The organism is Antiquaquibacter oligotrophicus, from assembly GCF_020535405.1.
Lineage (GTDB): Bacteria > Actinomycetota > Actinomycetes > Actinomycetales > Microbacteriaceae > Rhodoglobus > Rhodoglobus oligotrophicus.
Genome location: NZ_CP085036.1, coordinates 1,480,048 through 1,504,557, shown reverse-complemented (window position 1 = coordinate 1,504,557; position 24,510 = coordinate 1,480,048). Strand labels below are relative to the sequence as shown.

The window sequence follows — 24,510 nt, the reverse complement described above, 5'->3', positions numbered from 1 at the left end:
GTTCGCCATGGCACTGTCACGCAAGCGTCGCAAGGAACTCAAGCGTCTCAAGGGGGATGCCGAAACGCTCTGGGAAGACCAGAAGGAGATCCTCGACCACGCCTCCAGAGTCGTTCGCGAGGCGAGCCGCCAGGCCGCCAACTACACCCGCGAAGAGGTAGCACCGCGAGTGCGCGACACCTACCAGGACAAGGTGCGCCCCGCCGTGGGTGCGGTCGGTGCCAGCGCCAAGAGCGCCGCACAGACCACGCGCGACCGGCTCGTCGATGACGTGCTGCCCGCGATGTCCTCCGCTCTCGGTACCGCTCTCGCGGCCATCGAGGTCGCCAAGAACAAGCAGGTGCGTGAGGCAATCAGCCGGGCATCCCGCTTCGGCACCGAGGTCGGCCAGAAGGTCGGGTTCATCGAGCCGCCCAAGAAGTCTGGCCCCGGCAAGTACATCCTCATCGGCTTCGGCGTCGTGACCGTGGCCGCTGTCGCCTACGTCGCCTGGCAGACCCTCCGCGCAGACGACGACCTGTGGATCGACGACGAGCCGGAGAGCACCGAGCCCGAACCCGCATAACCCTTCGTTGGCCGAGCAACCCGAAGACCTGGCCGCCCACCCCGATCCACCGGCAGGCTCGACACAAGACACTCCCGCGCGCCGAGTCGCGTGGATCGTCGTGCTCGCGACCGTTGCCGCAGGTGTCGGTCTCGTTGCCGCCGTGGACGTTCCACCGGATGACGGAGCCCGCTCGGCCGCGGAGGCACTCTTGCCGCCCGACGGCAGCGCGAGTGTGCTCACCTACGCCGACGGGTCGGAGTGGACCATCGAGTCCGCGTATTCGACGGGTCTGCCCTTTCTCCTGCAGCAGCCGAACGGTGCTGGCGGTCACCAGAGTTCTCGCCTCGACGCCGCTGGCCAGGACGCCGGTCAGACGAGGTTCTGGCGCCAGACGTGGACGGACCACGCCCGACAGCGCGGCCAACTGGTCGAGCTCTACGAGCTGGCCGACGACGGCGTGCGTCAGTTGACCATCACGGGCGGACAGAACGGCTTCAGCTTTTCGCCCGGCGTGCTCGTGCTGCCATCCGACATTCAACCGGGGTCGACCTGGTCGAGCGAAGGCGACTCGTTGCCCGGCGGGCTCATCACCTACACCTCGACCGGAAGCGCCGAAGCCGCCGACGATGGATGCCTGCTCGTGACGCTCACGATGGATCACCGTGACCCCGCCCAGGCCGATGCGACCGTGCTCGAGACTGTCGATCGCACGACGTGGTGCCCAGGTCGGGGAGGCGTCGACTCCGAGTACACGTCTGTGAGCGGCGGCGAGACGACTGACGGTGGCGCGGTCTCGGTCCCGCTCACCGAGCCGGAGCCTCTCGACGCGGCGACGGAAACACCGAACCTCGACATCGCGGACGCCGAGGACTGGACCGTGAGCGAGATGCCCCTCGTCATTCGTGATCCCCTCTTCGGTGAGTCGACCATTCACGGCGCGACGGATTCCCGCAGTGTTATGACCGCATCGGGCGTCGCAGTCATCAACACCGGGCCGGAGATCGTCGCGTACCGCCAGGGCGAGGGGGAGAGCGTCCGCGAATGGATCGCCCATCCGGGCGGCGAGATTGTGCGGCTCGGCGCTTTCGGCGATGTTGTGCTCGTGTCGACGACCGACCGCATCGTCCAGGCGTACGACGACCGCGGTCGGAGGGGTTGGCGCGCCACCTTCGCGGATATCGTTCAGGCGCCACCCGTCGCGGATGGCGAGGGCGGTGTTCTGCTCGTCGGTCTCGACGGCGAGGTTCGCCGCGTGGACCTCGAGGATGGTGACGAGCGTTGGTCGGTGAAGCTTTCCGGCGATGCCGACGCCGCTCCGGCGGTAGCCGACGGGCGGGTGTTCACGGCCGACCGCTCCGGGGTTCTGCGGGCGTTCGCTCTCGACGACGGCTCGCCGCTGTGGGAGACCGAGCTGGAACGTGGCGCCCTGATCACGGCGGACGAGGAACGTGTGTTCGTCACCACCGACGACGGCAACACGCTCGCGTGGGATGCCGAGACGGGAGAGCCGCGGTGGACGTCGGCGTTCGACGGCTCACCGGTGTCCTCGGCGATCATCGGTTCGACGCTCGTTGTGCAAGGTGCCGACGGCACCACCGCGTACAGCCTGCAGGGCGACATCGAGTGGAGCATCCCGGCATCCGCGGGACTGATTCCCACGGCGGATGCCGTGCTGCTGCTCGATTCCGACGAAGTGCTCCTCGTGGACGAGGCGGGTACCGTACGGGAGCGATGGAACGTCGGAGAGGCAGACGCGGGTCGCGCGAGAACTCTGCTGCCGTCGAATGACGGTGTGTGGTTGCTCTCGAATGACTTCAGCGTCACGGAAGTGGGTGCGCCATGACCGTCACCTCAGAGCAGTCCCCTCCCGCAGAGGAGACGTCGACCGGCCCTCGGCCGAACGGTGGGCGTCGCGCGCTCATCGCGGCGCGCGACACCGTCGTGCTCTTCATCCGGCACGTGATCGTCGAACCCGTGCGGGAGGGTCGCCTCCGTGACGTCGGGTGGCCGCGTGGGTTGAGACCGATCGTGTTTGTCGCGCTCGTGGGCTACGCCGTGGCGGTGGCTCTCGTGCTCGGTTCCTCCCTCATCCGCGCGGGCAGCGATCTCTTCCTTCAGTCGGGCGACGCAACACCCCTCCCGCGCTCGGTGATGTGGGTCACGATGTCGCTCACGGCTCTCGCTCTTGCCCTCGGCCGGGCCGGCGCCCTCCACGCTCGAGCGTGGGCGCGCTGGCTCGTGACGGCCTTCACAGTTCTTGTGCTGTTGCTGGCCAGCGTTCCCGATCTCGCCGCGATTCCCGTCGGTCGGATCGTCGCCGTCGCCGCATCGATCGCGATCGTTGTCCTCGTAGCCGTGCGGGGACGACGAGCATTCGCCTGGTGGGAGTTCGTTGTCATCTCGGGAGTCGTCTTCGGCAGCATCGTGACGAGCATCGCGGTCATCTCCGCCGCAAGCCGCCCCCTCGGGTTCGACTTCGTGCCCATCATGGTGTCCCTCGTTCTCATTACGATCGGGCAATTGGCGATCCCCGCAGCGATCGCCTCGGGTGCGGCCGTGGCCGAGCTCGCCGTGTCCTCCGCCGTCTGGGCGGCGGGGGTGACCCGCGACCGCCTCGGCCGGACCGCCGTCATCGTGCTCCTCGTCGCGATCGTCATCTGGCGGATCGTTGACCTCGCCCCCACCGCCCGAAACCTCATCACCGACCCCGCGTTCGAGGCGGTCACCCTCGTTGGTGCACTCGTGTTCCTTGTCGTCCTGGCGGCGGTGTGGGTGCTCATCGCGCGACTGCGGGGGAGGGCATCCGAGGAGACCACAACGTCGGGCATGATCACGCTGCTCGCGGGAGTATCGCTCCTCGTCGCCGCATTCCTCACGCTCACGATTCCCGCGTCGTTTGTTCAGCTCGCGGGCCTCGTGGTGCGCTCCTTCGGTGCCGGGTCGTGGGTCGAGCCATTCATCGGGGTCGCCTCCGCGCTCTCGGTGAACCCACTGGTCATCGGCGGCACACGTTTCGCCGCGGGTGTCGCCCTCATCGTGATCGCCATCGTGATCGCCCGTCGTGGTCGAGCCGTGCTTCCCGAACTGCTCGTCTCCCTCGGTCTCGCCAACGCCGCCGCCGGTGTGTGCGGGATGCTCGGCATCGCGCTTGTGTGGTCGGCCGATTCCCTGGCATCCGTTGCGACTCTGGGTGCCCTGGGCCTTCTCGTATGGATGCTCGTGGCGAGGCGTGTGACGACCCCGGGTCTCGCGGCCATTGCCGCGGCCCTCCTCATCGCAGCCCTGTTCACGCATCGCGATGTGCTTGCCGACCCGCTCGCCGCACTCATCGGATCCACGGCGACCGCGGCAGTGCTCCTCGGTTTCGTGTGGGCACTACTCACGGGAACGGGTGTCGCCAACGAGACGAGTGCTGCCTACCCTCGCCCCGCTCGCGTCATGCTGGTGCTCGGCAACGCGCTGTTCGGCGCGACCGTTCTCGCCTACACGTCGCTCGCGCGTGACCCCGACTCGACGGTGAACCTCGCGCGCTTCGCCGAATACGGTGCGCAGGGCTTCGGAGATGCGCTCATTGCGGCCTCGCTACTCGTCGCATTCAGAGCGAGCATCCGCGGAGCTGAACTTTCTTAGACATATGCGGGGATTTCTCTGCTTTGTGGCCTTATGCTTGCGTCACCGCGAGCCAGCACCGCCCGATGTCGCTGTCCTCGTAGCAGGAAGAAGGTCCCACCATGGTCCGCAAGCTCGACGAAGCACCCGCGGCACCCGCGACAGTGCTCCTCCCTTACGAGTCGGAAGCCCTCGCCGATCTCGTGCGGATCTCTGGACTCTTGAATTCGCTGGAGTTTCAGCGCAAAATCGTCGGCGACTCGGTGATCCCCGACGACCCGAATGCGTTTTCGGCGATCTACGCGCTCGCCACGGCGGGGTCGCTCCGCCCCGGTGTGTTGGCCACCAAGCTCCACGTTTCGGCCCCCACCGCGAGCCGGCTCGTCGAAAAACTCTCCTGCGCCGGGCTCGTGCGTCGTATCGCCGACCCCGATGACTCGAGGGCGAGTCTCGTCGCCCTCACCGCCGAAGGTGCCAAGGCGGGAGCCGACATCTTCAGCAAGGGAGACATCATGATGGATGCCCTCCTCGCCGACTGGCAGCCCCACGATCGCATCGCGCTGACAAGTCTTCTCTCGCGTCTCGCCGACGCGATGCTCTCCGACCGCCGCTAACGGGCAACGAGCGTGAGAGCGGCTCTCGCGACCGCCGCGCTCGACTCCTCGTCGCGCAGCCATAGCGGCACCGCCTCGGCTCGAATTCCCGCGTCGCGGAGAGCGGAGACCGATGCGGCGTCGACCTCGTCGACGAGCCACGCGTCGAGGATCCCGCCATTCGAACGCGCACCCAAGTAGCGGGCGACCGCGAGCGCACTCGTCTCCACCCCCACCGCTGTGAGGCATTGGTCCGCCATGCCGCGCACGACCGCGCCGCCGATGATCGGTGAGACTCCGACGACGGGCGCGGATGCCCGCTCCAGCGCGGCACGGATACCGGGGATGGCGAGCACCGGGTCGAGGGAGACGATGGGGTTCGACGGTGCCAGGATCACGACATCCGCCGACTCGATCGCGTCAAGCACTCCCGGGGCGGGCGTCGCGTCCTGTGCTCCCCTGAAGTCGAAGCCCTCCGCACTCACGGCGGCGCGGTGGCGCGTCCACCACTCCTGGAAGTGCAGGTCGCCCTGCGACGTGCGCACGTAAGTTTCGACCTCGTGATCGGTGGACGGCAGAAGGCGAACACCGAGCGGCCACCTCGCGGTCATCCGCTCGACGACCGCGGAAAGTGGTAGGCCGTCACGCAGGAGGGAGGTGCGGGTCACGTGGGCGCCGACATCGAGATCCCCGAGGGTGAACCACGGCCATCCGACACCCCACGCGGCGAGTTCGGCCGACACCCGTTCCGTGTCGCCGGCCCTACCCCAACCGCGTTCCACGTCGTTGACGCCGGCGAGCGCGTACATGACCGTGTCGAGGTCTGGAGTGATGCGCAGGCCCGCGAGCCACATGTCGTCGCCGACGTTCACAACGGCGGTGAGGTCCGGTGGCTCCGGCAGTGTCGCGGCGTGCGCACGGAGTCCGAGCAGAAAGCGGGCGTTGCCAACCCCGCCGCCGATAACGGTGATCCTTGGTGAGGCCATCTGCCGATTCTCACACGGTCGCGCGTGGGGACTTACTCACACCACCGCGGCCCAGCACTATGGGAGGCATGCATCGACGCATCCTTACTGTTGCCATGGTCACCCTCGCTCTCACCGGATGCTCGGCCGGGTCACTGCCGTCGCCGACACCCACTCCGACTCCTGCTGTCACCGAGGCTCCCGTCGCGGTGGAGGAGCTCGGCGCTGGCAGCCAGACCGACTCACTCGACGTTGACGTCGATGGCCCAACCGACGTCGCATTCCGTCGCATCACGATCGCTCCCGGGGCGGGAACCGGAGAGCACTGTCACGCCGGCCAACTCATCGCCGTCGTCGAGCAGGGTGCGCTCACCCACTACGCGCCCGTGCATCCGGGCGGGGTGCGGGTCTACGAGACGGGCGAGTCGATCGTCGAAGGTGCCGACTACATCCACCAAGGGGTCAACGAGGGCGACGTTGACGTTGTTCTTCTGGTGACCTACCTCATCGAGAAGGGTCAGCCCCTCGCCCAAACCGACCTGAGCCTGTGCGAGGTAGACGACTAGGACGAACGGCAACGGCCGCCGCGATGGCGGGGATGCTGGGCATCCACCGACCACCGCGACGGCCGTCGCGATCAGGCTGACTTACGCACAGGGCGTGAGCGCGAACACCTCCGGTGTGAGCGAGGCCTCTCCACCGAGGAGTGTGACGGAGGTCACACCCAGGGCCTGGAGGTCTGCCAGAACACCCGCCGTCACACACGTTCCCGGTGCGACGTAGAGCGGTGCACCAGCGGAAGCGGCCCACGCGGAGCCCGCCAGCGCGTCGGGGAAGTTCAGGCCGGTGGCCAGGAACGCCCGCTCCGCGGTGACGAATGCGTCAGCGTTGATGGTGCGAGCAGCCTCGTACCGGTCCGCTCCGCCGAGGCGGGTCGCCGTGGCGATCGCATCGACGTCGTCGAAGACACCCGGCGTCACGGATGCTTCGCCACCGAGAACACGTGTCTGCGTCGTTCCGAGGCTCTCCAGGAGCGCCGCCGAGGCGTCGTCGAGGTCGGTAGCCGATCCCCTGACGAGAAGCACCGGGGCATCCTTCGAACCTGCGGCGCCACCAGCGGCGAGTGCGTCCGGGAACTTCTCGCCGGTGGCGATGTAGACCAACGGAACCTCGTCGGGGAAGGCGTACTCCGCGATGCTGCGCGAGACCTCGTAGCGGTTCGCGCCCGCGATGCGGACCGTCTCGTCAGCGAGGGCCGACAGCGTGTTGAACGCTCCCTCGGTGACCGAGGCGGTGCCACCCACGACCACGATCTTCGCCGGATCCAGTCGTGCGATCTCGGCGCTCACCGCGGCAGGGACCTCGTCGGGCCCCACGAGCAGCAGCGGACCACCCTCGTATGCGGCGGCGGGACCGGCCGACAGGGCGTCGGGGTAGTTCGCGCCACTGGCCACGTACACGACGGGTGCCGTGCTCGGGTAGGCCTGCTGCGAGATTCCGACAGCCACGTCGTAACGGGTGGCGCCAGCGATGCGGTCGACGGTGATGTCTGGCACGGTGATCGTGATCGGGCTCGACTCGGTCTGCTGACCGGCCGAGTCGGTCACGATCGTCGTGAGGGTGACATCGGTTCCGCGGAGCTCAGCTCCGGGCGCCCACGTGAACGTGAACGGCGAGACCGTTCCCGTCGCGAACGGGGTGCCGTTGACCACGAGGGTCGCCGAGCTCACGGCGAAGTCGTCCAGCGCCTTCGCGATGGGCGTGATCGTCTGGCCGACGTTCACGATCTCACCGTCGGCCGGGTCGACGAGTTTCGCCGTCGGCGCGGCATCCTCGAAGGAACCGACACCCGTCGGAACACCCTCGATGTCACCGGCCGCGGGGCTCTCGACAATCACCGTGGGGTTCGACTGCGTGTCGACGGGCGACACGGGGTCCGAAGCCAGGTAGCTGCCGGTGACCGTGACCGGGGCACCCTCGCGCACCGCGGTGGTCGCCGCGTTCGCGTTGTACACCGAGTAGGTGTTGCCCGTGATTACGCTGCCCGAAATGGCGACGTCGTCCGTCTCCGTCTTGGCATCGCTCAACAGCACGCCGTACTCGTTACCCGTGATGCGGCTGTTCTTGATGAACCCGTCGACACCGTTGGTGTACCTGACTCCGAGCGATCCCGCACCCGTGACGACAGTGTCGCTCACGTAACCGTGCTGGATGATGCCGGAGCGCTCCAGGTTGCCTGCGGCACCGTCGGCGCCGAGGCCGCCGTCGAACAGGATGCCGCCGAAGCGGAAGCCGGTGACGACCGAACCGTGGACGGTCACCTCACTCTCGACGGTTCCAGGACCCGCACCGCGGATGGAACCCGTCTTGACGATGCCCCAGCCCATCGGGTTGGAGCCGACACCGATGACCGAGTCGGAGACACGACCCGCCGCGTTGAAGAAGGCGATGCCCGCTTCGGCTTCGACCGTTCCCGACGTCACCGTCACACCGGAGAGGTCGAGGAACAGCTCGTTCGTGTCGGTCGAGCCGAGCGACTGGCGCGTGACCGAGATCACGTTGCCGCCGCCGTCACGCAGGTACGGAGCCGTACCGGCGAGAGTGGTGAGGCTCTGGTCGGGCATGATCGTCACCTTGTCAGCACCGGCACCCTTGATGCGCAGCGGCTTGGTGATGTGGAGACCGTTCTTCGAACCGGACTGCGCGGGGCTGCCGCCGTTGGTGGTCGGAGTGGTGCTCTCGACGTAGGTTCCCTCGCAGACCACGATCGTGTCCCACGGAGCGGCGAAGTTCACCGCTGCCTGGATCGACGTGAAGTTCGCGCTGGGGCACTGCGCCATGTCGTCGTCGACCACCCAGGTGGAGTTCGACGCGGGGTTACCCGTCGTGTCCTCGAGGATGAGTTCACCGGGGGTGGCGTCGTAGGCGAAGAGGTAGTCGGCCGGGTCCGGACCGGTGGCCGGAGCCCCGTATCCAGCGCCCTGGTCGGGCTCGGTGCCGTCCGAGAGGATGAGGGGGGCATCCGTCACAGCCTCCTGGAAACGCACATCGGCCAGCTGGATCGAGCCGGACGACGGGGTTCCCTCGACACCGAAGCGCAGCTCGAGGCGGTCGAGGGACGTCAGGTCGACACCCTCGAATGCGGCGAGCGGCACGCGGATCTGGTCGAGCACGATGTGCGTGCGCGCCGTCGTGGTACCCGTCGACATGTGCAGGGCGTTGCCCCAGCGCTCGTCGCCGGCGTTGACCGTCGCCTCGTTGCCCTCGCTGTCGATGAGCGCGATGACGAAGTCCTGCGTCGTCGCCTCCGGGTTGTACGTGACGGGGAGGTTGACTCCGTTCTCCGTGCGCGTCGTGCCGGGGTTGCGCGTGTCGAAGAAGTTCACGTCGGCGCCCATGGCCAGTGCCTTGAGTCCGCTCATGTCACTCGACGCGGCGGGGATGTCCGCCGTGAGGGTCGCCGCGGTTCCGGCCTCCCACGCGAGCGCCAGCTGGCGACCGTAGGAGTGGTTGACCGGCGAGTTTTCGCGTGTGCCGTTCTGGCCACCGAGCTCGGCCTTGCCCGGGAGCGGGCACGCCTTGGCGCCGGTCGGCTGGGTTGAGATGCCGAGCTGCGACGGAGCGAAGTGGTCGGGCTCCGGGTTGCACCAGTCGAATCCCTGTGCCGTCGGCGCCGGCAGCGTGACGCCGCCGTTGTCGAGGTACGGGTACGCGAAGCCGGTGCCACTCAGGGTGCCACCCAGGGCGTTGAGCGTGAGCGGGTTCTCGATCTCCGGGCGGATGAGGTCAACACGCTCGGACGCCGGCGGGAAGTAGCTCGTCGACACACGCTCGGCGCAGTCGATGCGGATGCCGGACTCACTCGTGGGACAGGCCGACTCGGGGATTTGGTAGTGGTTCTCCGTGGTCGACAGCTCACCGGTCATGTACGGCTCGAACGCGCCTTCACCACCGACGTAGCGACGGAAGAAGGCCGCCATGGTCGCGAGACCGATCTTCTCCTGGTCGCCCATCTTCTCGGGGTCACCCGAGATCTTGGTGTTGACGAGGGGGTTGTACGTGTCGGTGTTGTTGATCACGTACGGCCACGGGGTGTCGTAGCTCGAAGCCCCGCTCAAGCGCAGGTTGTTGGGCTGCACGTTGGTCGAGTTCGTCGGCTGCGAGTTTCCACACGCGGCATCCGCCACGTTGCCGCCGTCCTGACCGTCGGCGAACCACACGGTGTTGTACCAGTTGTGGTTGGCACCGAGCTGCGAGGACTGGATCACCGGGAACGCATTGTCGCCGTTGACGTACTGCGCGCGCTCGAAGAACCGGGCGCCCTGGAGGTTGGAGACGTCGCCGTCACACCAGGGGAGGATCGACATGTACGGCACACCGTACGGCGCCTTGCGCTCGTAGTCGACGGGCGCGAGCGAGATAACACCGCGCAGCGGGTAGCGCGGGCCGTCCGTGCGCATGCGGTTGTAGTCGATGAAGCTCGTGACGCCGTCGCCACCGCGCGAGTGGCCCATGAGACCGATACGGGTCATGTCGAGCTTGCCGACGAGGGTCGTGCCGATGGTGGTGTTGGCGTCGACGGGCAGACCACCCTCGGCGTTCGCGGCGCTGAGCGCGTCGAGAGCAGCTGCGATGAGCAGGCGACGCTGGTGCATGCCCTTACCCTTCGCGTTGTCCTGGCGCATCATCATCTGGTCCTGGGAGACCGAGAAGGTCGTGTATCCCCACGTTGCAAGGTTCTCGGCGAGGTAGGCGTAGCCGGCCTCGTTGCGCTTGAACTCGTTGCAGCTGAGGACGGCGGTGTTGCCGTTGACGTCACACGAGCCGTGGTTTCCGTGTACGAGGATGAGCACGGGGGAGGGCTCGGTGCGGTCGGCCGGGTAGTAGAGCTGTCCGCGGATCTGCATCTGCTCGGCGGACTGGACCTGGCCGGTGCCCGGCGCGGTGCCGCTCGAGTTGGGCTCCTGCAGGTCGACGAGACCGAGCTTGGTCTCCTGGATGACGGCGGGAGTGTAGTCACCCCGATCCATGGGATCGGGTAGGGATGTCAGGTCGGGTTCGACATCGAGCGGTGCTGCGGTTGCCGTGGTCGCTGCGACGGGTAGTAGCAGGGATGCGGCAACCAGGGGGACGAGGGCGAGCACGCGGGCGCGTGCTAAGCCAGTTGCGGTCACGAGGACTCCTGGGTTCGCTGACGGATAGAGAGGGGACGTATCCGGGGTCGACGAAGGTACTTCCACCACGGAAAGAGATACTTCGTGGCTGAAATTAGGGGTCAGACGTTTCGAGTTCGTTTCGCCATGTTTCGCGCGTGTGATTTTCTCGACCGAGCCTCCGCGAGGCGCAGAAGCTCTTTCAGGCGGCCACAGGGCACGGGGCACCTTAGTGATCGTTGCTCACCGATAACGAGTTGATAACGGGGGCCGGGAACGACGATGGCCGCCGCGGGCCGAGGGGATGCCGGGCATCCGCTCGACGGCCGCGGCGGCCATCGTTATTTCAGGGGATCACGCACACGGCGTGAGCGACGCCACCTCCGGGGTGAGGGACATCTCGCCACCGAGAAGGGTCAGGTGAGTGACCCCCAGGTCGGCGAGATCGGCGAGCACTCCCGACGGGATGCACGAACCCGGCGCCACAAAGAGCGGAGCGCCGGCGGCGGCAGCCCACGCGGAACCCGCAAGCGCGTCGGGGAAGTTCATTCCCGTCGCGATGAGGGCATGCTCGGCTGAGTCGAACGCGTCCGCGTTGATGGTGCGCGCCGCCTGGTAGCGGTCGGCGCCACCGAGTCGAACCGCCGTGGTGAGCGCGTCGACACCCGCGAACACTCCCGCGGTCACGGAAGCCTCGCCACCGAGCACTCGCGTGTCCGTGGTGCCGAGCTCCGTGAGCAGTGCCGACGTCGCGGCGTCGAGGGTCGCGGCCGAGCCGGGCACGAGCACCACGGGAGCGTTGCGTGTACCGGCGGCGCCACCAGCGGCGAGCGCGTCGGGGAACTTCTCCCCGGTCGCGATGTACACGAACGGCACCTCGTCGTCGAAGGCGTACTCCGCGAGGTTGCGCGACACTTCGTAGCGGTTGGCACCGGCGACACGCACCGTCTCGTCGGTCAGAGCCGCGAGCTCGTTGAACGACCCCTCCGTGACCGACAGGATGCCGCCGACCACAACGATCTTCGACGGGTTCAGCCGCTCGATCTCGGCCTTGACCGAGTCGGGCACAACATCCGGCTGGACGAGCAGCAGCGGACCACCCTCGAATGCCGCGGCGGGTCCCGCCGACAGCGCGTCCGGGTAGTTCTGCCCGTTGGCGATGTACACGACGGGGGCCGTGTCAGGGTACGCGGCCTGCGAGATGTTGACGGCAACCTCGTAGCGGTTGGCTCCCGCGATGCGGTCGACCTCGGCGTCCGGAGCGGGGATCACGTCAATCGTCGCGACCTCGCTCACATTGCCGTCGTTGTCCGTCGCGCGGTACGACACCGTGACGGTGTCCGTTCCGGGCACAACGAACGGCTCGGTGTAAGCCGTCCACTCGCCGCCGGGCAACTGGTACTCGATCGAGGCGACGCCGCTTCCGGCATCCTCAGCGTCGAGCGTCACGGTGCGACCCGAGACGGATGCCGACACGGTCGGTGCGGTCTCGTCCACCGCATCGGCGATCGTCAGATCGCTGAACACGTTGATCGCGGACTGCGACACGTGGTGCGACGTGCTGAAGATTCCGCCGTCCTGCACCGCGGCTGCGCCCGGAAGCGTCACCGCCGCACCGATCTGCGCGTAGTTCACACCGTCGTACGAGTAGTGAGCCGTGTACTGACCGTTCGCACGCTGGATCTTGAGCCAGATCGCGCGATACAGGTCCGCGCTCGCACTCGACGCCTGGTCGACACGACCGTCACCGTTCGAGTCCCACTGGAACACGACACCGTTGCTGCGCGTGACAGCGAGAATCGCGTAACCCGGCGAGGTGTCGGGCTGGGTGATGTCGTTGCGGATCATCACACCGGACTTTGCCCACGCGTTGGTGTCGTTGAGCGAGTCGACACGTGCCGACACGAACGAGTTCGCACCGACCGAGTCGGCCTTGAAGATCGCACCGAAGTCGTCGTCGGTCTGACCACCGGCACCCCACACGTCAGCACCTGCGGCACGGATGCCGAAGCTGTCGCCGTCCTGGGCGAAGAACGAGCTCGTCGCAGACACACCACTGGTCTGGTACGGCGCCTGGACGGGACCACCCTGACCACCACATGCCGAGTTCTCCGTGAAGAGGTTGGCGTTGAAGTGGGTGCGGTACTCGCCGGCGACACCGGCTTCACAGATGACCTGCTGTGCGCCAGCCGGCCAGTTCGTGCCGCTCACCTGGACGTTGCCGGTCAGCGTGATGCTGTTCGATCCCTGGTTGGGGATCGAGACACCACCCTGGTTGTACCAGTTGCCGGTGATCGTGTTGTTGCTCGTGTTGGTCGCGCCGTACGAGTTGTTGAAGTACCACGGGCTGTTGTTCTGCAGCACGTTCTGGCGGTACGTCGCGTATCGCGTTCCCTCATCGGCGTACAGGCCGACACCCGGGTTGTTGTAGACGTAGTTGCGCTCGATGAACGATCCCGGGGTCGCCGAGAGGTTGTAGATCGAACCACCGTCACTGAAGCGACCCTTGGCGTGATGCACGATGTTGGCCGCGACGCGGTTGTCCTTGAGTGTGGTGGGCGTCGTGTACCGCGTGTTCCAGTTGTAGTAACCGCGGTTGGTGTACTCGCCCGAGCCACCCTCGTCGTTCATGCCCCAGCCGTACCCGGTGTCGATGCCGTCGTAGGAGACGTTGGAGACCTCGTTGTTCACGATCTGCGCGTTGGTCACGTAGGTCGAGAGGATTCCCGAGTTGTCCTTGAAGTCCACCGCGACACGGTTGACCGTGTTGTTGGTGATGTAGATGTCCTTATTCGTCATCCGAACGTCGCTCGGGTGGTGGGCATCCGGTCGGTTTCCACCGACGAAGATGCCTTGGCCGCTGACCTCGTTGAAGAGGTTGCCGTTGACGGTGATGTCACTCGCGCCGAGCCCAACGCCCGAGTACGCGGCGTTGGTGTCGTTACCGACTCCGAGCGCTGCGGAACCCAGGTTGACGAACGTGTTGGAGTCGAAGACGACTCCCTGCGCTGCCGAGACCTGGACGGCGGCCGGCTGCTGGTACCACCCGGTGCGTGCGCGCTCGAAGAGCTCGCAGCCTCGGCGGCAACTCGTGAACGCGTCAGCGGGACGGTACTCGTAGACACCCTTGATGTAGGAGCCGTTCTGCTGGGTCGCGTAACCCTCGGAGGTCGGCTCGAGCCACGATGATCCCGTAAAGGTGATTCCGCTGAACTCGAGGTTCTGCACGGGCTCGTCATAGGTTCCACCCACGCTCGCGATGAGCTCGATGCGGGGGAGCTGGATGTCGAGGTTGTTGGGGTCGACGTCAGCGGCGGGCTTGTAGTAGAGCTTGCCGTCATCGGGCTGCAGGTACCACTCGCCGACCTCGTTGATGAACTCGTACGCGTTGTTGAACCAGTAGTGCGACGGTGCCAGAAGCGAATACTGAACGGTGTCCCAACCCCACGTGTTGTTGTTCCACGCGGGCTGCTTCATCGTCGCGACGTTGCCCGAGATGCTGACGACCGGTGAGAAGCGGTTGGTGAAGTCACCCTTGCTCTCGAACTCGATGCGGTCCTGGTCGGGAAGGTTGTTGAGGAACGCCAGAGACGGGTCATTGAGTTGGACACCCGTCTCGGTGATCGTGATGTGCGCGTTGTTGGTGATGGCGTAGGTCGCCTTCTGCGCCGTCACGCCGTTGACGTAGAGGTTGCGGCTGTCGAGGCCTACGGGAGTGTCGGCGACGTAGATGTTCTTTTCGGCGTCGTGGAGCGTCCACCCGGTGACGGGGGATGCACCGCTGATGACGGGGTTGGCGCCGCTTGCGGCCGTCCAGCGAACCGTACTGCCGTCGCGGCCGCCGTCCTCCGCGCGGAACTCGAGCGGCTCGGCGATCTCGTAGCGGCCGTCGGCAAGCTCGACGGTGATGTCGCCCGTCGGGGCTTCTTGGAAGTCCCGCACGAACTCTTGTGCACCCTCGATGGAGCACGGTGCGGAAACGGTGCACGCCTCGCCCGACCCTCCCGGCGCGGCGTAGATGGTGGTGGTGTCGGCGTATGCCGGCGCCGCCACCATGGCGGTGGTCGCGACTACTGCTGCGGCGGTGAGCAGCGCGACTCTCTGTGAACCTAGCTTCATTGGTGGTCCCTTGTGTTGACGAGAGGGATCGCCCCCTCACACGACCGTCATTGGTCTCGTGCCCACAACATCGTGGAGCGGGGTCCCGCGGGCCCCTGGCAGGCCCTTGTCAGACATCATACGAGTGACGAATAGTCGCCGCAAGGGTTCTATCCCCCGACCGGGGGTGGCACACATGCCTGAGGCCGTCGCGATCACCCCCGAAGGAGCGACCGCGACGGCCTCAGTACGTTAGACGGCTACCTCACGCGCACGGAGTGAGCGAGAACACCGCCGGAGTCAGCGACGCCTCCCCGCCCAACAGCGTCACGTGAGTGACACCGAGCGAATCGAGATCCGACAGAACACCCGCCGTGACACACGTTCCCGGCGCGACGTAGAGCGGAGCGCCGAGGGAGGCGGCCCACGCCGAGCCGGCGAGTGCGTCGGGGAAGTTCAGCCCCGTGGCAATGAAGGCCCGCTCCGCCGTGTCGAACGCGTCGGCGTTGATGTTTCGCGCCGCCTCGTACCGGTCGGATCCACCCAGACGTGTCGCCGTCGTGATGGCCGCGATGTCGTCGAACACCCCGGCGGACACGGATGCCTCGCCTCCGAGAACACGCGTTTCCGTCGTTCCGAGAGCCTCCAGCAGAGCACCGGTGGCCGCGTCGAGGTCGGTAGCCGATCCCTGAACGAGGATCACCGGGGCATCCTTGACACCCGCTGCGCCACCGGCGCTCAGGGCGTCGGGGAACTTCTCACCCGTCGCGAGGTAGGCGAACTCGGCCGAGCCGAACGCGTACTCGGCGACATTGCGAGACGCCTCGTAGCGGTTGGCCCCTGCGATGCGCACCGACTCGTCCGCCAGGAGCGAGAGCGAGTAGAACGCATCAGCGGTTACCGACGCAGTACCACCGACCACCACGATCTTGTCGGGGCTGAGTCGCTGGATCTCCGCGCTCACGACCGCCGGAATGGCGTTCGGCTGCACCAGCAGGAGCGGGCCACCCTCGTGCGCGGCGGCAGGGCCTGCCGAGAGCGCATCCGGGTAATTCGCGCCGCTGGCGACGTAGACGACGGGTGCCGTCTCCGGGTAGGCGTTCTGCGAGATGTTCACCGCGACCTCGTACCGGTTGGCTCCGGCGATACGGTCGACCGTGACATCCGGGTTCGGATTCTCGGTCGCCGCGACCGTGACCGTTCCGACCGTGCTCACGTTGCCCGCAACATCCGTCGCGCGAATCGAGACGATCACCTCGGCCGTACCCGGCACCGCGAACGGCGCGGAGTAGGTCGTCCATGCGGACTCGCCCGGCAACTGGTATTCGATCGACGCGACACCGCTTCCGGCGTCCTGCGCCGTGAGCGTCACCGTGCGACCGCTCGCCGAACCGGATACGGTCGGCGCCGTCTCATCGACCGGCTCCTGCCCAACGAGGCGGAAGTAGTCGAAGTACGCCGTCGCCGAAACCTGGCCCTGCGTCGCGTTGCCGAGGGCGTACAGGCCGACGCGAGCGTTCGCGACTGCCGTGTTGCTCACCTGCTGCGTGAACGGAGTCCACGTCACACCATCGGGGCTCGAGTACGCGGTGAAGGTCGTACCGGCCTTCTCCAACCGCAGGTACACGATTCCGTTGGACGGTGCCGACGCCGACGGCTGCGGCTCCTGGACCACACCACCGATCTCGCTCCGCATCTCCAGGTTGCGCGCGACAGGCGAGCCACCCTGGTTGGTGGAGACGAGGTCGAGCTTCACGTAGTTGTCATCATCGGTGTAGAGGATGATTCCGCCCTGGTGGTACTGGCGATCGAAGTCCGACCCATCGAGCCTCGTCTCTACCACCCAGTCATCACCCGGTTGCGGCTGCAGGATGAAGTTCGGCACACCCTGCTCACCCCCGTAGATGTCGTTCGCGGTGGTATCGATCTGCAACGCACCGTTCTGCACTCGGTAACCAGCCGGGTCCTCCCTCACTACCGACCAGCGGCAGGAGTTGAGGGCCGTGCCGTCGAACTCGTCGTTCGGGTCGGCCGCCGGGATGGTGTCATCCGGAGTGATGTAGAACCAGTCGTACTTCGCATCGATGATCGGCAGCGACTCCGTCTGGGACGAGGTCGACCCGAGCGTCAGCAGACCGATCCGCGGGTTCTCGATGCCCGAGAGCGCGAATCCATTGCCAACCTGCGTGTAGTTCTCCCCATCGGTGGAGTACCACGCCGTCATGGTCGTTCCGTCGCTCACCAGACGAACGAAGTAGTCGTCCGGGAACTCGGCGCCCAGGTTCGGCGAGTTCTGCTCGACCGGTGTCGCGTCGTCCTCCTTGAGGAACTGGAAGACACGGTTGGCCGCGTTGCCATCGGCGCTCATGGAGATCATGACGAGCTTCATGTAGTTGTCGTCGTTCTCGTAGAGCACGATGCCCGACTGCTGCCACTGCGTGCGCGCGGGGAAGTTGATCTTCGCCGTTGCACTCCAACTGCCATCCGGAGCGTCCTGCAACACGATGTTCGGCGTGTTGCCGCCACCACCGTGGATGTCCGAACGGGCTGCCGGGATGGTCAGAACGCCGTCATCGACTACGAGGTTCTGGTTCGGTCGCACGATGGAGTTCCACCGGGCCGTGTCCAGAGTGGTGCCGTCGAAGCCGTCGGAGCGTCCCGCAAAGCACATGCCGGAGAGTGCGTCAGTGACCGTGATCACCCTCGACTCCTCGGTGTACGCGCCCCGGGCATCCGTCGCCCGCACCGTGAGCTGGTACTGCCCAGCGGTGTCGTAGACGAAGGACTCGGATGCGTCGCCCGGAACGAATCCGGAGCCCGTGCCCGAGTTCCACTGGAACGTCACCGGCCCGTCACCCTCCTGCGCGTCGGGGTCGGTCGCCGATACGGTCGCGTTGACCGTGAGCGGTGCTTCACCCGACGTGGTGTCAACCTCGAAGTCGATGACGGGTCGCTCGTTGCTCGGCAGACCGTCGCCGATGTACTCGATCCAGTTCACGTTCGCCCCGCCCTCGGTGAGGACGAAGTAAATCGTGCCGGTGCCCTGTGGCAAATCCTCGATGAAGTCGGCCTCAAAGTCGGAGTAGACCTGCCATTGGCTGCCATCACCACTCGGCCCGAATGGCACACTCGCGATCGTCGGCCCCGTTGGCGAGTTCCACCGGACGTCGAAGTTGCCTGCTCCGGGGAATCCCTTGGCCAGACGCATCGACACCGAGTCGAGACCCTGGAGGTTGAACGGCTCGAACGAGAACCAGTCACCGACCTCGATGAATCCGAGGTTCTGGCCACCTCCCGCGGAGTCGCTCGTTGTCTCGACACGAACGCCGTCGTCGGCGCCACCCGTGCCGTTCACTCGGCCGGTCTCGTCGAAGTACTCGGCCTGCATGAGCGAGGGGTTGAGCACCGTCTGAGCGAAGCCCGTGAGCGGGGTTCCCGCGAGACCGCCGTCGTCCACGTAACTCACGTTGACCACCCAGAAGAGGTTGGCCTCGAGACCGTGACCGGCGTCACGTGCGGTCTGGAAGCTGCCCTGGCATCCGAATTGCTCACCGAAATCGTGGTTGTGCGAATCGTGTCCGAGTGCGGGAAGCACACGAACGCGAGAGCAATCGATCGGACCGCTGGCGTCAGGGTCGTTGACCGTCACCTCGTAGGCGATCTGGTCGCCCCACTCGAACACGCCGCCGCTCTGCGGGAAGGTGATGGTCACCTCGGGCATGGCGTTTCCGACGATGATCGGCACCGTCGCGACGGCGACCTTGCCCTCCTCGTCCGTGACCGTGAGGGTCGCCTGGAAGGTACCGATCGACATGTAGGTGTGGATCGGATCCTCGACGGTCGAGGTCGGCGAACCGTCTCCGAAGTCCCACTCGATGGTGAAGTCTTTGGCCAGCGGATGACGCGTGCCATCGCTGTTGAACTGCACCGTCAGCGGAGCGGTCGGTCCGTTGGAGATGTCGGACCCAGCACGCGCGATCGGCGACGGGCTGCCCTGGATGTAGTCGATCCGGTACACACCAGAGTCACCGGTCGACCCGCCGAACTCCGAACCCCAGTCAATGATGTACAGCGCACCGTCAGGGCCGAACTCGAAGTCCATCGAACGGTTCCACCGCTGGTCCACCGGCAGGCTCGGGTCAAAGATGCCCGGCATCGTGCGGTCGATGTCGACCACGCGGCTGCCAACGTCGCCCGGTGCGTCCCGGTTGAGCTGGAACGAGTACATCTTGCCCTGGTTCCACTCGCCGAACAGTGCGCGTCCGTCCCAGTATTCCGGCCACTTGATGTCGGACTCGAGGTCGGGGTCGAAATCGTAGGCGGGTCCGCCCATGGGCGCACCGCTTCCACCGATCTCGGGCACGTTCGTCGGGTTGAGGCCGTTCTCCATCCACAGCTCCGGTGCTATGACGGGCGGCAGAGTGGTGAGACCGGTGTTGTTCGGGCTGTTGTTGGTGGGGCCCGTGAGACTGAACGCCGGTCCGGACGCCGAGGTCGCGAAGTTGTAGTCCCGGTAGGGCTTCACGCCGACGACGTAAGGCCAGCCGTAGTTGCCAGGCTCATCGACGATGTTCCACTCGACAGTTCCTGCCGGCCCGCGAGTGGCGCTCGGCGCGCCAGCGTCCGGTCCGTACTCGCCAACGAGGTAGTTGTTCGTCTTCGGGTCGACACCGATGCGGAACGGGTTGCGGAAGCCCATCGCGTAAATCTCGGGACGGGTCTTGCCCTCGGTGTCCGCGTTCTCATCGAACAGGTTGCCCGAGGGGATCGTGTATCCACCTTCATCGGTGGGGGTGATGCGGATGATCTTTCCGCGCAGGTCGTTTGTGTTGCCCGACGTGCGCTGAGCGTCGTAGTCCTGGCGTCCAGCACGCTCGTCGATCGGCGCGTAACCGTCGGACTCGAACGGGTTCGTGTTGTCTCCGGTCGCGAGGATGAGGTTGCCGTCGTTGTCGAAGAGCATGTCGCCACCCGCGTGGCAGCACGTGTTTCGCTGTGTCGGAACCTTGAGGACCGCGACTTCGGATGCCGGATCGAAGACCTTGGTCGCGAAGTTGTAGGTGAAACGCGAGATGCGGTTGTGGGGGCCATCCTGCTGCGACACCGTGTTCGGCGAGTAGTAGAAGTAACCCCACCCGTTCTCGTCGAAGTCGGGGTCGAGCACGATGCCGAGAAGGCCGTCCTCGTTGCCCTGCGTCACGCTCAGGGTAAGCGCGGTCGACTTCGCGTGGGAGCCGGCCTCGAGCCGCTGAACGCGACCGTTGCGCTCGATGAAGAAGACCGTTCCGCTTTCGTCGCCGGCCTGCACGATGTCGAGCGCCATGGGGTTGTCGGTGTTCTCGTCGAGCACGACCTTTTCGTAGTTCTCGCTCTGCGAAGCGGAGCATCCCGACGGCACAACACCCGCCGCGATCTTGATGCCGCCGAGGATGTGCTGCAGGAAGTTCTGCTCACTGAACGATGCGTTCGTGTGGCCCATGCCCGTGTACCACGAGCGCCCTCCCTCGATCTCCTGGCACCAGGAGATCGGGTGCTCGACGCCGTTGGTGCCTCCCGTGTAGCTGGACTCCACGAGCGACAGGAGCACGTGCACCTTGTCCGTCTGGAAGTTGCGGAAGTTGTACCACTCGTCGAGTCGCTGCCACGAGTCGCCGGTGAGGTGCTCGGTCGACGGGTTCACTCGATCGTTGATCTTGATGGTCGCCGTCTGATCGACCGGATGCCCGTTGAAGTACGCTCCGACGAGCTGGTTCCACCACGGCCAGTCGTACTCCGCGTCGGAGGCCGCGTGGATGCCGGCGAAGCCGCCACCGTTACGGATGTAGTTCTCGAAGGTCTCCTGCTGCTCCGGTGTGAAGAAGTCACCCGTGGTGGAGTTGAAGACGATTGCGTCGTAGGTGGCAAGGCCGTCGGCGTTGACGGCGTCGAAGAGGGTCGCGTCCTCGCTGACCTCGACCTCAAAATTGTTGGCCTCGCCGAGGGCCTCGATGGCTGCGTTGCCGGTTTCGATGGATCCGTGGCGGAACCCCGCGGTCTTGGAGAAGACGAGAACGCGGAAATCGACGGCAGCTTCTGCCGGAGCCGCCGACGCGGAAAGGGAGAGGGGTACTGCAAGGCTCAATGCCATCATCGCGCCCGTGGCGAGAGCGAGAGCTCTCCGCCGTGGCGAATGCGCCCCCCGGGGGGAAGCGAGCGCTGTGCGGGTCATGGAACGGGACCTCCGTGGTTGGGAAGGGTGGTGGTCACTGGCGCTCCGGTGCATGCGCATTCGATCGCCAATGATCGGATGATTTCGGCAGATAGTACGTCCGCCTCATGTTGTTGTCAACGACAAATAGCGGTTTCAGACCGCCGAGCGAACCTCCATTCCGCGAAAAGTCGGGCGCGACTCCTCGCAATGATCGGGCCAATCCTTCTGGGCAATCACACTGCGAGCTCGGACTCCTCGTGCCGGCGCAGACGGACCACCTCGCTGACCGCTGCACCCCGGCGCTCGGCCGTGCCGATCATCGTCGGGTCGTCGAGCAGCGGCCGGAACACCAGTTCCGCCGCACCGAGAAGCGCCCCGGAGTGACCCAGTTGTGCTTCGACGATCTCGATCCCCATCTGGGCACCGAGGAGGTGGGTACCGGACCGCAGAGATTCGAAGGGCTCCGGGTCGAGGGCAAACAGATCGCCGAGGAAACCGCCGAGCACAACCCTGCGCGTATTGAACGCGTTGACGGCGTTACGCAGGGCGATCGCGAGCATGGTCGCCTGTTCGCGGACGAGAGCCGCGAACATCCGGCCTGGTACCGGCGTCAAGCGCCGCCTGCAGGGCCGGTCGCAGCGAATCGGCGTGAGCACCGTCGAGACCGACCGCCGTGAGGAGAGGCTCTCGGCGCACCTCGGCCTCGAGGCATCCGGTCGCCCCGCAGTGACAGAGAGCACCGAGGCTGTTCACGAGGGTGTGGCCGAGCTCACCCGCGTAGCCGTGGGCACCGGACACGAGCGAACCGTCCACGACGATCCCTCCCCCGATTCCGCTCGGCCCGCCGTGGAGGTACACCATGTCGGTCGCGCCCTGCCCGGCCCCGAAGGTGAACTCGGCGATGGCCCCGCACAGGGCGTCGTTGGCGGCACTGACCTCGAAGCCGGTCTGTTCGGCGAGCTTTCGCGCGAGCGGTTCATCTCGCCAACCGAGGTGGGGTGCGAAGACGACAAGTCCGTCGGATGCGCGAACGAGGCCCGGGATCGCCAGGCCAACCCCGTGGATGTCGTAGCTCATCGACTCTGTGATGGCCATTCCTTCGACGATGGCCCGCACGATCGTGGCCACCTCGCGAGCGCTCGGCACCCCCGACGTGTCGTAACGCACCTCTCGTACGACGCGACCACCCAATCCGACGAGCGCTATCGTGACGGCATCGACCTCGGGTCGCACGGCGATGGCGGCGATGGACTGGCTGGGTGTGATGGTGAGGCTTGGTCTGCCCACGTGCCCGGTGGCGGTCGGCATACTCTCGACCGCGAGGCCCCTCGCGACGAGTTCGGTGACGAGCGCCGCGATCGTGGAGCGGTTCAGCCCAAGCTCTCGCGTGAGCTCCGACCGCGCGAGACGACCGCGCCGATGAATCAGGCCGAGGGCGAGAGAGAGATTGCTACGGCGAAGTTCGTCGAGATTTTTCCCGCGCGCAGGGGCAAGGCCGACTCTGGCGCTTGTCTGCTCGGGCATGGCGAGGATGCTAACCCAGAAGTCGGATGTTTACAATGAAACCGGGAACATGGCGGCCCGTCTAGCCCCCAGACGGCCCAATGGATCTGATGTCTTACGAAGAACGCGGCCTCAGGCGCAGGTCCTGCATCCCACCGTCGACCGCGAGGGCCGTGCCGTTCGTGGAACCCGAGCGAGGGCTCGCGAGGTACGCAACCGCGTCGGCGATCTCGGTCGGCGCCACCAGCCGCCCGTGCGGCTGACGGGCCTCGAGCGCTGTGCGTTCCGCCACGGGGTCCTCCGCCGCCGCAACGAGACGGGCCACCCAGGGGGTGTCTGCCGTGCCGGGATTCACGCAGTTCACGCGAACACCATCCTGAATGTGGTCAGCCGCCATGGCGCGCGTGAGTGCGAGCACCGCTCCCTTGGCAGCCGTATAAAGCGCGCGCTGGGGCAGCCCCGCAGTCGCGACGATCGAACCGAGGTTGACGATTGCCGCGGACGGAGACTGGCGGAGGTGGGGGAGGGCGGCTCTGGCCGTCCGGGCAATCCCCGTCACGTTGACGCTCAACACGCGCGCCCAGGTCTCATCGTCGTTGTCTTCGATGGTGCCGGCCGCGCTGATCGCCGCGTTGTTGACAACGATGTCCAGACGACCGAGGGTTTCGACGACCGTCGACACCGCGGAGGAGACCGACTCTTCGTTGCCGAGATCCGCCTCGACCCAGACATGATCGGCGCTGCCGGGATTCAGGTCGAGGATCGCGACCCGGGCGCCGCCAGCGGCGAGTCGATCGGCGATGGCCGCGCCGATGCCCTGGGCTCCTCCCGTGACAATGGCGACAAGCCCCTCGAATTCGGTGGCGTCAGGCATCGATGAACTCCTGTCGTTGGCGACCGAGTCCGTCGATCTCGATCTCGCACACATCCCCGGCCTTCAGGTAGGGGAAACGGCCAGAGAGGGCGACACCCTCGGGGGTTCCCGTGAGGATGACGTCTCCCGGGTCGAGCACCATGTACTGGCTGAGGTGCCAAACGAGGAAGTCGACATCGAAGATGAGGTCGGCCGCCGTGGAATCCTGTCGGGGCTCCCCGTTGACCCATGACCGCAGTCGCGCCGAGCGGTAGTCGAACTCGTCGGGCGTGACGAGCCAGGGCCCGAGGGGACTGAAGCCTGCAGCGCTCTTGCCCTTCGACCACTGACCACCCGACTCCTCGAGCTGGAAGGTGCGCTCGGAGAGATCATTCGCCGTGACAAAGCCCGCGATGTGGTCGATGCTCTGTGTCGGGTCATCGAGGTACGACGCGCGCTTTCCGATCACGACGCCGAGCTCCACCTCCCAGTCGGTCTTCACGCTGCGACGCGGGATGGCGACCGTGTCGTTCGGTCCCGCCACGGTGTTCGCCGTCTTGAGGAAGATGATGGGCACGGAGGGAGGGGCGGACCCCGATTCGGCGGCATGGGCCGCGTAGTTCATCCCGATACAGACGATGGAACCCGGCCGCGAGATCGGCGACCCGATGCGCAATTGCGCCGCGTCAGCGATGACGGGGAGTGTGCCAGCGGCGTGGGCCTCGGCGGCGCGCTGGACCCCGTCCGCCGCGAGGAACGCCCCGTCGATAGCGGACGTGAGTTCCGAGAGGTCGAAGTACGTGTTGTCCACGGCGAGCGCGGGCTTCTCCTGACCGACGGGACCGAGGTGGACGAGCTTCATGTGGTTTCCTTCGAGAGTGACGGCGGCCGTGAGATAACATCCGACTATATAGCGGATGACCGCGAGCGATCTGGGCAAAATACGAGAACGATCGCGACGTTGACACTCGATACATCCGATGTCTATGCTGACCGTGC

The 24,510-nt window shown here is 66.2% G+C and carries 13 protein-coding genes; 5 read left to right on the top strand and 8 right to left on the bottom strand.

Translation table 11 applies throughout. The features are described from left to right. Positions 1–7 precede the first annotated feature (7 nt). The 4 genes from LH407_RS07485 (at position 8) to LH407_RS07470 (ending at position 4,770) form a co-directional block, all read left to right on the top strand. Complete coding sequence (locus LH407_RS07485; protein ID WP_322134615.1) at positions 8–565, top strand: hypothetical protein; 558 nt, start codon at positions 8–10, stop codon at positions 563–565. Between the two features lie 7 nt (positions 566–572). Beyond that, positions 573–2,390, top strand: coding sequence for an outer membrane protein assembly factor BamB family protein (locus tag LH407_RS07480; protein WP_322134616.1), 1,818 nt, complete (start codon positions 573–575; stop codon positions 2,388–2,390). Continuing rightward, positions 2,387–4,177 carry a hypothetical protein gene (locus LH407_RS07475; protein WP_322134617.1) on the top strand — a complete coding sequence of 597 codons (1,791 nt, stop codon included), beginning with the start codon at positions 2,387–2,389 and terminating at the stop codon, positions 4,175–4,177. The genes LH407_RS07480 and LH407_RS07475 overlap by 4 nt, the downstream gene beginning before the upstream one ends. A 101-nt stretch (positions 4,178–4,278) precedes the next feature. Then, entirely contained in the window at positions 4,279–4,770 is a 492-nt protein-coding gene (locus tag LH407_RS07470; RefSeq protein WP_322134618.1) for a MarR family winged helix-turn-helix transcriptional regulator, read from the top strand. Here the strand turns inward: LH407_RS07470 and cofD are convergent. Further along, the gene (gene cofD / locus LH407_RS07465) at positions 4,767–5,735 is read right to left on the bottom strand and encodes a 2-phospho-L-lactate transferase (protein WP_322134619.1); all 969 of its coding nucleotides are present in this window, start codon (positions 5,733–5,735) and stop codon (positions 4,767–4,769) included. The two genes, LH407_RS07470 and cofD, sit on opposite strands and share 4 nt — an antisense overlap. A 68-nt stretch (positions 5,736–5,803) precedes the next feature. Between cofD and LH407_RS07460 the strand changes: the two genes are divergently transcribed. Further along, entirely contained in the window at positions 5,804–6,280 is a 477-nt protein-coding gene (locus LH407_RS07460) for a cupin domain-containing protein (protein WP_322134620.1), read from the top strand. 81 nt (positions 6,281–6,361) lie between these two features. Here LH407_RS07460 and LH407_RS07455 read toward each other — a convergent pair whose 3' ends face one another. The 7 genes from LH407_RS07455 to LH407_RS07425 all read right to left on the bottom strand — a co-directional run bounded on the left by LH407_RS07455 (position 6,362) and on the right by LH407_RS07425 (position 24,373). Then, positions 6,362–10,888 (bottom strand): cell wall-binding repeat-containing protein, encoded by a 4,527-nt coding sequence (locus LH407_RS07455; RefSeq protein WP_322134621.1) that lies wholly within the window; start codon positions 10,886–10,888, stop codon positions 6,362–6,364. A gap of 333 nt (positions 10,889–11,221) precedes the next feature. Next, the gene (locus LH407_RS07450) at positions 11,222–14,986 is read right to left on the bottom strand and encodes a cell wall-binding repeat-containing protein (RefSeq protein WP_322134622.1); all 3,765 of its coding nucleotides are present in this window, start codon (positions 14,984–14,986) and stop codon (positions 11,222–11,224) included. Between the two features lie 244 nt (positions 14,987–15,230). Beyond that, positions 15,231–21,086 (bottom strand): ThuA domain-containing protein, encoded by a 5,856-nt coding sequence (locus tag LH407_RS07445; RefSeq protein ID WP_322134623.1) that lies wholly within the window; start codon positions 21,084–21,086, stop codon positions 15,231–15,233. Between the two features lie 302 nt (positions 21,087–21,388). Then, the gene (locus LH407_RS07440; RefSeq protein ID WP_322134624.1) at positions 21,389–21,715 is read right to left on the bottom strand and encodes an acetate and sugar kinases/Hsc70/actin family protein; all 327 of its coding nucleotides are present in this window, start codon (positions 21,713–21,715) and stop codon (positions 21,389–21,391) included. Next, the gene (locus LH407_RS07435) at positions 21,693–22,679 is read right to left on the bottom strand and encodes an ROK family protein (RefSeq protein ID WP_322134625.1); all 987 of its coding nucleotides are present in this window, start codon (positions 22,677–22,679) and stop codon (positions 21,693–21,695) included. Before LH407_RS07435 ends, LH407_RS07440 begins: the two co-directional genes overlap by 23 nt. 94 nt (positions 22,680–22,773) lie before the next feature. Beyond that, positions 22,774–23,532 (bottom strand): SDR family NAD(P)-dependent oxidoreductase, encoded by a 759-nt coding sequence (locus tag LH407_RS07430; RefSeq protein WP_322134626.1) that lies wholly within the window; start codon positions 23,530–23,532, stop codon positions 22,774–22,776. Beyond that, positions 23,525–24,373: a fumarylacetoacetate hydrolase family protein gene (locus tag LH407_RS07425; RefSeq protein ID WP_322134627.1), complete on the bottom strand. Its 849-nt coding sequence runs from the start codon at positions 24,371–24,373 to the stop codon at positions 23,525–23,527. The genes LH407_RS07430 and LH407_RS07425 overlap by 8 nt, the downstream gene beginning before the upstream one ends. Between the last annotated feature and the right edge of the window lie 137 nt (positions 24,374–24,510).